We start from the raw sequence: 12,369 nt of genomic DNA, 5'->3' as shown, positions 1-12,369 counted from the left end.
CACAGGACAGGGCATTATGCCATAAATGCCCCCTCCGGTTCGAACAGGAATTCACACAAAGCGAAGGGGATTGGCGGGTGAAAGGTAAGGGAGTAGAGCGCAGGCTTGAGCCACTCAATCATCGGCAGGGGTGAAGAGAACTCGCGGAGTTGCCCCGCTGAGGTCGGTTTAACCTCAGCGGGGCTATCAGTTGGCGAAAGCAGATTAGCCGGCTTGCTCCAGCACCGGTTGGCGAGCCTTGCCCCAGCGGCGCAGGCGCCGTTGCAGTGGCCGCTCCAGCAGGTTGTAGCTCAGCGCCGAGAGGCCGATCAGCACCGCCAGCATCAGCAAGGTTGCTACCACCCCCAGCAGCGGGTTGGTCTGGCCATACCACCACTCGGTGATCCCCGGCGCCAGATAGTGGATGAGCTCGCAGCCGGTGAGCAGCACCAGCGCATGGAGCAGGTAGATGGAGTAGGAGAGATCCCCCAGCCAGTTGGTGAAGCGGTTATCCAGGAGGTGCAGCAGCGGGCTTTGGCGATTGCCCTGGCAGGCGGCAATCCAGATCAGCAGCACGTAGGAGCCGATCAGCAGCAGTGTCAGTGGTGGCGTCATGGTGAACTGTATCAGCGCGAAGGGCAGCACAAAGGCGACCAGCAGCGGCAGATCTCGCTTCATCATGGGCAAGCCTTGCGCGGCCTTGACCCTCGGCAGCAGCCAGAGGCCGAGCACAAATTCACTCACCCCACGCCCCACCGCCAGCGCGCCGCTGGTGACATCCAGGGTGCCGCGACTGTGCACGATAAAGGCCAGCACCGTCAGCGCCAGCAGGGGGGCGAGATGGCTCCAGCGACTGCGGGTGACCGCCAGCGGAATAAGCAGCGGGAACAGCAGGTAGCTTATCCACTCCACGCTGAGCGACCAGGCGGCGAAGTTCCAGGTCAGCCCGTGATCGGTCACCACCTGCATCAGCAGGAAGGCGCTCGGCAGCGCCTCGGCCGGGGTGAAGGGGGAGCCGAAGGGGGGCATTCCTTCCCACTCCCACATCTTGAACAAGGGGCCGGCGTAGAAGCCCACCCCGTGCTGCGCCTTGTAAAGCTCCCAGCCGACCAGCAGTAGCAGGGTCACCAGATAGAGGGGGTAGACGCGGGTCAGCCGCAGCCAGAGAAAACGGCCATAGCTCACGGTGCGGGGCGTATGGGTGAAGGCCTCCCCATAGACATGGGCCAGCACCACGCCGCTCAAAATAAAGAACAGATCGACCCAGAGGTAGCCATTCTCGATGAGTTGGGTGTGGCCTGCGATCGACTCCATCCACTGGGGAAAGAGCAGCAAGCGGGCATGGAACAGCACCACCATCAGGGCAGCGATGCCCCGCAGCGGCGTTAACAGCGGCAATGATTGATTCATAACGGGATCCCTTGTGATGTTCAGCTTGGCCTGACATCGATTTTTGTTGTTGTACCGTCCATCACTCCTGATGGGACGGTTGCCCCGGCTTGGCTGCCGCAGGCGGGATCACACTACGGAAAAGAGAGTCATACGGGTGTGATTTAAATCATAAATGTGCAGTTATTGTGCAAAAAAATTTAAACAGATAAAGACGTGGGACGCAGGCAGGGAAAGAGGAGGAGAGAGAATCCCCATAAAGCAGAGAGGGTGGTCAACGGGGCGAACGTCAGGCTCAGGCCTATTGGACGCGATGCAAAACAATCAGGCCCGCAAGGGGCCTGATTGATCACAAGGGGAGGGTAGTTGCCGATCAGCGGGCGCGTACCACCAGACCCTTGAGGTAGAAGCCTTCCGGATAGGCGGTACCGATGGGGTGATCAGAGGCCTGGGAGAGCAGCTCCAGGATCTGGGCATCGCGACCGGCATCGAGCGCTGCATCGGCAACGATCTTCTGGAACAGGCTCTGCTCCATCAGGCCGGAGCAGGAGTAGGTCAACAGCACGCCACCCGGCGCCAACAGCTGGAACGCCAGCATGTTGATGTCCTTGTAGCCGCGGCAGGCACCCAGCAGCTGGGCCTTGCTCTCGGCGAACTTGGGTGGATCCAGCACGATGACGTCGAACTTCTCGCCCTTCTCGCGATATTCACGCAGCAGCTTGAACACGTCGTGACGGATAAACTGGGTGTTGCGGGTATCCAGCCCGTTCAGCTCGGCGTTCTGGCGGGCAATATCCAGCGCATTCTGGGAGAGATCGACGTTGACCACTTCCTTGGCGCCGCCCTTGAGGGCATAGACGCCAAAACCGCCGGTGTAGCAGAAGCAGTTGAGCACCCGCTTGCCTTCGGTGTACTTGGCGGCAGCCTGACGGTTGTCCCGCTGATCCAGATAGAAACCGGTTTTGTGGCCGTTGCGAATATCCACCAGGATCTTGACGCCACCATTCTCCTCGATGACCACCGGCTCGTTCGGGGTCTCGCCATAGATGACGCCGGTGCGCTCTTTCAGCCCTTCCTTCTTGCGCACTGCCACATCGGAGCGCTCATAGATGCTGCACTCGGGGTAGAGGGTACGCAGCGCCTGCGTTATCAGCTCACGCTGGAACTCGGCACCGGCAGAGAGGATCTGGCATACCAGAAAATCGGCGTAGCGGTCGATGGTCAGACCCGGCAGACCGTCGGATTCGGCAGCGCAGAGGCGATAACCTGTGAGGCCCTGACGCTTGATGAGCCCGTCGCGGGACTCTTGTGCGTATTTGAGACGACGGATGAAGAAGTCGAGATCGACGGTCTCATCCTTGTCGAAGGTCCAGACCCGGGCACGGATTTGGGAACTGCCCGACCAGGCGCCACGAGCGAGCCATTTGCCGTCATGGGTGAGGATCTCGACGGTATCGCCGTCAATGGGGTTGCCCTGAACCCGCTCGATCCCCTTGGAGAAGATCCAGGGATGGCGACGCAGCAGGGATTTTTCGCGGCCTTTGACGAGATAGATGGAAGCGCTCATGGATGTATGCCAGATGGTCAAAAGAAAAGGGGCCACATTCTATGTGGCCCGCAGGTAAAACTCAAACGGCCCGGTGCATCAGCGTGCCCGAACCGGATGTGACTGACAGATCAGATCCGGATCCCCTTGAGTGCCCGGGTCAGCTCGCTGGCGGTGGCTTTCAGCCCCTGCGTGCCAGCCACCGAGGCGCTGGCAGACTCCTCCACTTGCGCCGCTTCATGGCGTACCTGATCCAGATTGTGGGTGATCTCGGCGGCCACCGAGCTCTGCTCTTCGCTGGAAGTGGCGATCTGGGTACTCATCTCCAGCACCGCATCGCTGTGATTGCTCAGCTTCTCGATATCGAGCCCCACCTCGCTGATGAGTTGCTGGCTGCTGGCCGCGCGCCCCACGGTTTTCTCCATGATGTCGTTCAGCGCCCCGGTGCCGGCTTGCAGCTCTTCGATCATCTTCTGGATCTCGACCGTTGCCTGCTGGGTACGGCTGGCGAGGGTACGCACTTCGTCAGCCACCACCGCAAAACCGCGTCCCTGCTCACCGGCGCGGGCCGCTTCGATGGCGGCGTTGAGGGCCAAGAGGTTGGTCTGCTGGGAGATGGCGTTGATGACGCTTACCACCTCGTTGATGCGGTTGGCATTGTGGGTCAGGCGCTCTACCGCGCCGGAGGCATTGCCAATCTCATCGGCCAGAGTGCGGATCGCCTCTATGGTACGAGCCACCCGGTTGGCGCCATTGGCCGCCTCTTCGCTCGATTGACGGGTCTGCTGCAGGGTGTCGTTGGCATTGCGTGCCACTTCGCGAATGGCGGCTGACATCTGTTCCATGGCGGTGGCCAGCGAATCCATGTGCTGGCGCTGGGCGCGCGCCATGTTTTCGCCTTCACTGGCGTGGTCGCGAAACTCGTCGGCGGCCATGGTCAGCGCCTCGGCAGACTCTTCGACCAGCTTGACGATCTGATGCTGGCGGTCGGTAAAGCGGTCGATGCTGCCCGCCAGGGTAGAGAACTCGTCGCGTACCGGGAAGAAGTTGAGGCGGAAGGTGAGATCGCCGTCGGCCACGGTTTGCAGCGCCTTGTTGGTGGAGTACAGGGCGCCGGATACAAAGGTCATCATGTAGTGGATCACCAGTGCCATCAGGGCAGCCAGCGCCCCAATCATGGTGAGCGTGGTGCCCTGATCATCCCACATTGAGGAGGTACTGGTGTCGAGCTCGCCGGTCACATAGCCAGCCTGACCCGCTGGTGCGGTGAAGCGGTAGCGATCGCCCTGCTGTTCGAGCCCGCTCACCCCTTGTGGCTGGATGCGCAGATCGGCTGGCAGGGTGAGCGTTGGCTGCTGGCTGACCAGTTGTGCCGTGGTCTCGACCCGCTGCTGCAACTGCTCAACCTTGAGTTTTATCTCCTGCTCGTGGCTGTTTGCCAGCAGATACCAGCTGAGAAAGGCGATGATCAGCAGGGGAAGCCAGAAGGCGATGTGGAATTTTTCACTGATGGTGAGGTGAATGAGATAGCGGTCAACCCACCGGAATTTAACTTCTTTCATAATGGAGCTGCATCCTGCAGAGATAGAGTGTCGGGCACATTATCGTCTCGGGAATTTTTTTCTTAAGCAGAAGGTGTGAGAAATGGGAGAGCAATCGTTTGTCATTCGGGTGTGGGGGCAGGTGCAAGGGGTCGGATTTCGCTACTTCACCCGTGAGCGAGCCTTGCAGCTGGGGCTGCGCGGCCATGCCTACAACCTGGAGGATGGCTCGGTGGAGATCCTCATCAGCGGGCCGACGCAGGGGGTACAGATGATGCTGGGCTGGCTGGAACATGGCCCGCGCACCGCCCGGGTGACCCGGATGGAGTATGAAGAGGCGCTGCCGCCAAGCGGCCAGGGCTTTCATACCAACTGATCTGCCGGGAACATCATGACTGCCGATACGCGTGATCCCTTGCTGGCGCAGGCCCGGGTGCTGGTTGCCAGCTACCGCCATGCTGCTCGCGCTGTGCGCCGTGAAGCGAGTGAAACCCATGTCCATGGTTATCGCATCGCTGCGCGCCGCATGCAGGCGCTGCTTGCATTATGGCGACCCGCCCTTTGCCATCCAAAACTGGAACGACGGCTGCAGCGGGCCATTGGCCGACTCTCGGCCCTGCGCGATGCACAGGTTTACGCCGCGCGCTTTGGCGCGTCATCCACAATCGTCTTGCCCAGGGTAACGGTTCCCCTTTTTTCGGGCCTGCTTGCCCGCTGGCTGGATGCATTGGAGCAAACTCCCGATACCTCAGGGCTGGCTCGTCACTACCGGCGCCATCTTGCCCGCCGCCTCGATGGGGCATTGAGCCGACTTGATGAACACCCGGCTGGCAACGTCTCCCATCGCCAGCAGCTGCGCCGCTGGCATCATCTGCGCCTTGAGATAAAACAGGCGCGCTACGGCGCCGAGTTGCTGCTGGAGCTGGGGGCGGGTGAGGCACAGTGGGTCAGCGCCTTTAGTCATTGGCAGGAGCGGCTCGGGCAGTTGCAGGATTGGCGGCAGTGGCGGCGCGCACTGAAAGGAAACAAACGGCAGCGCAGGGTGAGGTGCAAACTCAAGCGCAAGATAGTGACGCGATTGCGCCGCCTCGATTGCCAGCAGGCGGAACTGGTGGGGCTCAAGGTGGCGATGCTGGATAGCCCGCTCTAACCATCTTGCCGGATGCTCAACGGGAGTAATCCGCAGAGTCGCAGAGATTTAAAAGAGTGCAGAGACAAAAAAAGAGGCCCGCAGGCCTCTTTTTTATCGGGTCGATGCGCTTACTTGACGCGCATGCCCGGCTGGGCGCCTTCCTGCGGCTCCAGGATCCAGAGATCCTTGCCGCCCGGGCCTGCGGCCAGCACCATGCCTTCGGACATGCCGAAACGCATCTTGCGCGGTGCCAGGTTGGCCACCATCACGGTCAGTTTGCCTTCCAGATCTTCCGGATTGTAGGCTGACTTGATACCGGCAAACACCTGACGGGTTTCGCCGCCGATATCCAGTTGCAGCTTGAGCAGCTTCTCGGCTTCCGGTACCGCTTCGGCTTTCTTGATCAGTGCCACGCGCAGGTCAATCTTGGCAAAGTCGTCATAGGTGATGGTTTCGCTGATGGGGTCATCAGCCAGCGGGCCGCTCACTTTCGGTGCCTGCTCTTTGGCCAGGTCTTCCTTGGATGCCTCGATCATGGCTTCAATCTTCGCAGGCTCGATGCGGGAGAAGAGGGCCTTGAACGGTGCAACGGTGTGATCGACCAGCGGCATCTCGATGCCATCCCAGCTGAGGGTTTCGGCCAGGAAGGCTTCGGCACGTTCGGCCAGCAGCGGCATGACGGGCTTCAAGTAGGCCATCAGTACGCGGAACAGGTTGATACCGACGGAGCAAACTGCTTGCAGCTCGGCATCTGCCCCTTCCTGCTTGGCGATGACCCAGGGAGCCTTGTCGTCCACATAGCGGTTGGCCTTGTCGGCCAGCGCCATGATTTCGCGGATGGCACGGCTGAACTCGCGGCTCTCATAGGCCTCGGCAATGGCGGTGCGGGCATTGGCAAACTCGGCGTAGAGCTCGGGTTCGGCGCAGGTCGCCGCCAGCTTGCCGCCAAAACGCTTGGCAATAAAGCCGGCGTTGCGGGAGGCGAGGTTGACCAGCTTGTTGACCACGTCAGCGTTGACCCGCTGCACGAAATCTTCAAGGTTCAAGTCCAGATCGTCGATGCGGCTGTTGAGCTTGGCAGCGTAGTAGTAACGCAGGCACTCCGGATCCAGGTGGTTCAGGTAGGTGGATGCCTTGATGAAGGTGCCCTTGGATTTGGACATCTTGGCGCCGTTGACGGTCACATAGCCGTGCACGTTGACCTTGGTCGGCTTGCGGAAGTTGGCACCTTCCAGCATGGACGGCCAGAACAGGCAGTGGAAGTAGGCGATGTCCTTGCCGATGAAGTGGTAGAGCTCGGCGTCGGAGTCCGCTTTCCAGTAGCTGTCAAAGTCGATGTCGCCACGCTTGTTGCACAGGTTCTTGAAGGAAGCCATGTAACCGATGGGCGCATCCAGCCAGACGTAGAAGTACTTGCCCGGGGCGCCCGGAATTTCGAAACCGAAATAGGGGGCGTCACGGGTGATGTCCCACTGCTGCAGGCCGCTTTCGAACCACTCTTGCATCTTGTTGGCCATCTCTTCCTGAATGGCGCCGGAGCCGCGTACCCACTCAGAGAGCCATTTTTCAAACTGCGGCAGGTCGAAGAAGAAGTGCTCGGAGTCCTTCATCACCGGGGTGGCGCCGGAGACGGCAGATTTCGGATCGATCAGCTCAGTCGGGCTGTAGGTCGCGCCACAGCTGTCACAGTTGTCGCCATACTGCTCCGGGGACTTGCACTTGGGGCAGGTACCCTTGACGAAACGGTCCGGCAGGAACATCGATTTTTCTGGATCGAACAGCTGGGAGATGGTGCGGCTCTTGATAAAGCCACCATTTTTCAGGCGGCCATAGATCAACTCCGCCAGCTCGCGGTTTTCGTCGCTGTGGGTGGAGTGATAGTTGTCAAAGCTGATGTTGAACCCGGCGAAATCTGCTTGGTGCTCCTTGGAGACCGCAGCAATCATCTCTTCCGGGGTGATCCCCATCTGTTGTGCCTTGAGCATGATCGGGGTGCCGTGGGCATCATCGGCACAGATGAAGTGCACCTGATGACCGCGCATTCGCTGATAACGAACCCAGATATCGGCCTGGATATGTTCCAGCATGTGGCCAAGGTGAATGGAGCCATTGGCATAGGGGAGGGCGCAGGTTACCAGCATTTTACGAGGATCAGTTGCCATATTACGTTCTTGATGTGCTTGTTGGGATGATAGAGTGCCGTGCATGTTACCCGAATTGGGGGTAGCCTGCCTAGGGTTGTGGCTGTGCCGGGCTTGGCCGGATGCACCATCTGTACCGCAGGCAAGCCACTGATTTGTGTGCGGTAACCGTTCACCTCAAGATAATGACAACATAATGAGGAGTTAATGGTGATTGATTCAGTAAAACAGATCCTCGCCGAATTTAAGCCGGCAGGCTGGAGCAAGGATCTGGTCGGTGCCGGATTTGTGCGCGAGGTCATCAGCAAGGATCAAAGTCTCTCTGTCCGCCTGGTGCTGCCCTTTGCCGCGCTGTCGCTGCTCGATACCCTCAAGGAGGAGTTCGACGCCAGATTGCGCGCTGCCACCGGCGCCTCCCGCATCGATTGGGCATTGGAGATCGATGTGGCGAGCATGCCGCGGGCGCAGGGGCTCAACGCAGTGCAGGGGATCCGCAACATCATCGTGGTTGCTTCCGGCAAGGGCGGGGTGGGTAAGTCCACCACCGCGGTCAACCTGGCGCTGGCCCTGAAAAAGGAGGGGGCGCGGGTCGCCATCCTCGATGCCGATATCTATGGCCCCTCCATCCCTACCATGATGGGCACCCTCAAGGAGCGCCCGGTCAGTCATGACGGCAAGCTGATGGAGCCGGTGATAGCCTGTGGCCTCAAGAGCAACAGCATCGGCTATCTGGTCTCCGAGCAGGATGCCACCATCTGGCGCGGCCCGATGGCGAGCAAGGCGCTGGCGCAGATCCTCCATGAGACCCGCTGGGGCGAGGTGGATTATCTGGTGGTCGACATGCCGCCGGGCACCGGTGATATCCAGCTCACCATGGCCCAACAGGTACCCACCTCGGCGGCGGTGATCGTCACCACCCCGCAGGATGTAGCGCTGGCCGATGCTCGCAAGGGGATCGCCATGTTCCACAAGGTCAATGTGCCGGTGCTCGGCATCATCGAGAACATGAGCTACCACGTCTGCAGCGCCTGTGGCCACCATGAGCCGCTATTCGGTACCGGTGGCGGCCAGAAGATGGCAGAGCAGTATCAAGTGGCGCTGCTTGGTCAGCTGCCGCTGCACATCGACATCCGCCAGCACATGGATGATGGCTGTCCGACCGTCTTCAGTTCGCCGGAAGGAAGCCTGGCTCAGGCTTATTTGAAGCTGGCACGCAGGGTGGGAGCCGAACTCTTTTTCAGCGCAAAACCGATTGCGACCCCGCTTTATACTGTCGCGCTGGATGAATAATCAGCTGTCGGTCACCTGATGGGGATTTGAGGGTGGGCATGGCCCACCCTTTTTCATATAATGGATCGGTTTAAACAATCCCCACTGCTCTTCTCTTTTAGGTATTTGTCATGTCTGATACTCAACATTCGTGTGTGATCATCGGTATTGCCGGCGCGTCCGCGTCTGGCAAAAGTCTTATAGCCCAGACCATTTATGAAGAGCTGGTGGCAGAACTGGGTGCAGGTCAGATTGGTGTGATCACCGAAGATTGCTACTACCGTGATCAGACCCACCTGACCATGGAAGAGCGGGTAAAAACCAACTATGACCACCCCAATGCGCTGGATCACGACCTGCTGGTTCAGCACCTGAGTCAATTGCTGAAAGGGGATGCGGTAGACATTCCCCAGTACTCCTACACCGAGCACACTCGGATGAGCGAGGTGACTCCGTTCGCCCCGCGCCGTGTGATCATTCTGGAAGGTATTCTGCTGTTGACCGACAGCCGTCTGCGCGACCTGATGGATGCCTCCATCTTTATGGATACCCCGCTCGACATCTGTCTGCTGCGCCGACTGGTGCGTGATGTGCAGGAGCGTGGCCGGACTATGGACTCCGTGCTCAAGCAGTATCAAAAGACCGTACGCCCCATGTTCCTGCAGTTCATCGAGCCTTCCAAGCAGTATGCCGATGTGATTGTGCCCCGTGGTGGCAAGAACCGTATCGCGATCGACATGCTCAAGGCGCGTATTCGCCACATGTTGATTGGTTAAGTTGAAACAAGCCGGGTGATGCCCGGCTTTTTTAAAGCACAAAGTAGTCAGGAGAGTCGCCCAATGCGTCTGTGTGATACCGATATCGAACGCCATCTGGATGAGGGCAAGATCGTCATTGAGCCACGGCCCGGTGTAGAACGGATCAGTGGTGTCAGCGTCGATGTGCTGCTGGGTAACGAGTTTCGGGTGTTTCGCGATCATACCGCTCCCTATATCGATCTGAGCGGCCCGAGCAGCGAGATGGCCGATGCCATCGATCGGGTGATGAGCGACGAGATCCACATCCCGGATGGCGAAGCCTTCTATCTGCACCCGGGTCAGCTGGCGCTGGCCGTGACCTATGAATCAGTCACCCTGCCGGCAGATATCGTCGGCTGGCTCGACGGCCGCTCTTCGCTGGCCCGTCTCGGTCTGATGGTGCATGTCACGGCACACCGTATCGATCCGGGCTGGTCTGGCCGTATCGTGCTGGAGTTCTACAATGGCGGCAAATTGCCGCTGGCGTTGCGCCCCAAGATGAAGATCGGCGCGTTGAACTTCGAGATGCTCTCAGGCACCGCAGCTCGTCCCTACAACAAGCGGGAAAATGCCAAGTACAAGAGCCAGCAGGGTGCTGTCGCCAGCCGTATCAACCAGGATTGATGCAGCCGGCAGGCATGATTGGGAAAGAGGAGCACAATGTGGCTCCTCTTTTTTTGGCTAGGTTGCAGGCGAGCGGGCGCTGCGAAGATACGGATGGCTCCTGGCTGGTCGGATGAGAATGGTTGGCAAACGATATTTTTATGCTTTTTAATGCCCAGCAGGGGTGAAAAAAGGGGCTGAAAATGACGTTTGTTGGCTGAATTATCAGCAGCTTTGTTGTTTATTGGCAACAACTGCTTGCTTTAATTAATCTCTGGCAAGCCGCATGGCGACTGGCTGTAAGATATTTTTTACCAAAAAGCTCTTTTTTTTTATGGCTGAAATATTTCACGGATAGCTATGGTGTTGGCCGCCATCTGGCATAATCCGCCGCAACTCATAAACAGGCTTTTTTTTATGTTTGAAATGTTTAGTGGTTTGGGTTTGTGGTGGTCAATCGGTTTGGTATTGGCCGTTTTTTTTGTGCTTGCCTATGAATTCATCAATGGCTTTCACGATACCGCCAACGCGGTAGCAACGGTTATCTACACCAAAGCGATGCCCGCTCACCTGGCGGTTGTGGCATCAGGGATCTTCAACTTTTTCGGCGTCATGTTTGGCGGTCTGGGTGTGGCTTATGCCATCGTCCATCTGCTGCCCATCGACCTGCTGCTTGGGATGGACTCCACCCAAGGGTTGATCATGGTCTTCTCGCTGCTCTTTTCCGCTATCGTGTGGAATCTGGGTACTTGGTTTTTCGGGATCCCGGCCTCCAGTTCACATACCTTGATCGGCTCCATTCTGGGGGTAGGCGGTGCCTATGCCTGGATCAGTCACAAGCCGGTGACCGAGGGGATCAACGTGAGCAAGGCGATCGACATCATGCTCTCCCTGATCATCTCTCCCACCATCGGTTTCATCGTGGCAGCGCTGCTGCTACTGGTTATGAAACGCATCTGGACCAGTAACAAGATCCACAAGACCCCGGAAGAGCGTCAACTTGTTGATGGCAAGAAGCACCCGCCATTCTGGGCTCGCCTCACTCTGGTTGCTTCTGCGATGGGGGTTAGCTTTGTGCACGGCTCCAACGATGGCCAGAAGGGCATCGGTCTGGTCATGCTGGTGCTGATCTGCATGGCGCCAGCCTACTTCGCGCTGGACATGAATAGCCGCTCTTACGATCTGGACCGCACCCAGGATGCCAACCAGCGCATCATGGAAATCTACAAGCGCAATCAGGATGCGGTAAGTGGTGTTATCAACTTCAACTCAGCTTCTGCTGTGCAAGAAGAGCTGATGACTCACTGTTCAGCAGACAGCGTGCTGCAGGCGATGAACACTCTGGATGCCCGTCTTGGTGCCGTACGTACCTATGAAGAGATGAGCCTGACCGATCGCCGTGAAGTGCGTCGTCTGCTGCTCTGTATCGATGACACCGCACGCAAGGTTTCCAAACTCTCTCTGCCGGCCAAGGAGCTGACCGATCTGGCCAAATGGCGCAAGGATCTGACCGCGACAGCCGAATACGCTCCGACCTGGGTGATCGTCTCCATCGCGATGGCGCTGGGTTGCGGCACCATGGTGGGCTGGCGTCGTATCGTTCACACCGTTGGTGAGAAAATCGGTTCTACCGGTATGACCTATAGCCAGGGGATTGCTGCCCAAATCACGGCGGCCAGCTCCATCGGTATTGCCAGCCTGACCGGTATGCCGGTATCGACCACCCACATTCTCTCCTCTGCGGTGGCGGGTACCATGGTGGCCAACAAGTCAGGCCTGCAAAGCCAGACCATCAAGACCATTCTGATGGCGTGGGTGCTGACCCTGCCGCTGACCATGCTGCTCTCTGGTGGCCTGTTTATCATCAGCCATCATCTGTTTGCATAATGTCTTCAAGCATTTGTATATCAAAGGGCCTTCGGGCCCTTTTTTATTTCGACATGAGTTCCATACCCCTTTTTTACCTATCGAT

General features: G+C 58.6%; 10 protein-coding genes. 6 read left to right on the top strand and 4 right to left on the bottom strand.

Features of this window, described 5'->3' with window-relative positions:
* Positions 1–204 precede the first annotated feature (204 nt).
* The 3 genes from AACR93_RS11320 to AACR93_RS11310 all read right to left on the bottom strand — a co-directional run bounded on the left by AACR93_RS11320 (position 205) and on the right by AACR93_RS11310 (position 4,476).
* Positions 205–1,389, bottom strand: a complete 1,185-nt coding sequence (locus AACR93_RS11320; protein ID WP_043850833.1) for an acyltransferase family protein — start codon at positions 1,387–1,389, stop codon at positions 205–207.
* A gap of 352 nt (positions 1,390–1,741) precedes the next feature.
* Positions 1,742–2,935 (bottom strand): class I SAM-dependent methyltransferase, encoded by a 1,194-nt coding sequence (locus AACR93_RS11315; RefSeq protein ID WP_043850832.1) that lies wholly within the window; start codon positions 2,933–2,935, stop codon positions 1,742–1,744.
* A gap of 110 nt (positions 2,936–3,045) precedes the next feature.
* Positions 3,046–4,476, bottom strand: coding sequence for a methyl-accepting chemotaxis protein (locus AACR93_RS11310; protein WP_043850831.1), 1,431 nt, complete (start codon positions 4,474–4,476; stop codon positions 3,046–3,048).
* A gap of 82 nt (positions 4,477–4,558) precedes the next feature.
* Here AACR93_RS11310 and AACR93_RS11305 point away from each other — a divergent pair, with 82 nt between their 5' ends.
* Together AACR93_RS11305 and AACR93_RS11300 are read left to right on the top strand one after the other, a co-directional pair.
* On the top strand, positions 4,559–4,831 hold the full coding sequence (locus AACR93_RS11305) for an acylphosphatase (RefSeq protein WP_033113652.1): 273 nt from the start codon (positions 4,559–4,561) through the stop codon (positions 4,829–4,831).
* Between the two features lie 15 nt (positions 4,832–4,846).
* On the top strand, positions 4,847–5,605 hold the full coding sequence (locus AACR93_RS11300; protein ID WP_043850830.1) for a CHAD domain-containing protein: 759 nt from the start codon (positions 4,847–4,849) through the stop codon (positions 5,603–5,605).
* 110 nt (positions 5,606–5,715) lie between these two features.
* Here the strand turns inward: AACR93_RS11300 and metG are convergent, their stop codons facing one another.
* A complete protein-coding gene (gene metG / locus AACR93_RS11295) occupies positions 5,716–7,749 on the bottom strand; it encodes a methionine--tRNA ligase (protein ID WP_041202234.1) in 2,034 nt (677 codons plus the stop codon).
* Between the two features lie 186 nt (positions 7,750–7,935).
* Here metG and apbC point away from each other — a divergent pair, with 186 nt between their 5' ends.
* From apbC to AACR93_RS11275, 4 genes are all read left to right on the top strand, one after another.
* A complete protein-coding gene (gene apbC / locus AACR93_RS11290; RefSeq protein ID WP_043850829.1) occupies positions 7,936–9,018 on the top strand; it encodes an iron-sulfur cluster carrier protein ApbC in 1,083 nt (360 codons plus the stop codon).
* A gap of 110 nt (positions 9,019–9,128) precedes the next feature.
* Positions 9,129–9,773, top strand: a complete 645-nt coding sequence (udk, locus tag AACR93_RS11285) for a uridine kinase (RefSeq protein WP_041207717.1) — start codon at positions 9,129–9,131, stop codon at positions 9,771–9,773.
* 63 nt (positions 9,774–9,836) lie between these two features.
* A complete protein-coding gene (gene dcd / locus AACR93_RS11280) occupies positions 9,837–10,418 on the top strand; it encodes a dCTP deaminase (protein WP_041207718.1) in 582 nt (193 codons plus the stop codon).
* Between the two features lie 396 nt (positions 10,419–10,814).
* Entirely contained in the window at positions 10,815–12,284 is a 1,470-nt protein-coding gene (locus AACR93_RS11275; RefSeq protein ID WP_041207908.1) for an inorganic phosphate transporter, read from the top strand.
* Positions 12,285–12,369 lie beyond the last annotated feature (85 nt).

The organism is Aeromonas sp. L_1B5_3, assembly GCF_963866575.1.
Classification (GTDB): Bacteria; Pseudomonadota; Gammaproteobacteria; order Enterobacterales; family Aeromonadaceae; genus Aeromonas; species Aeromonas jandaei.
Note: the sequence above shows the minus strand (reverse complement) of the source record. Positions and strands in the feature narration are given on the sequence as shown.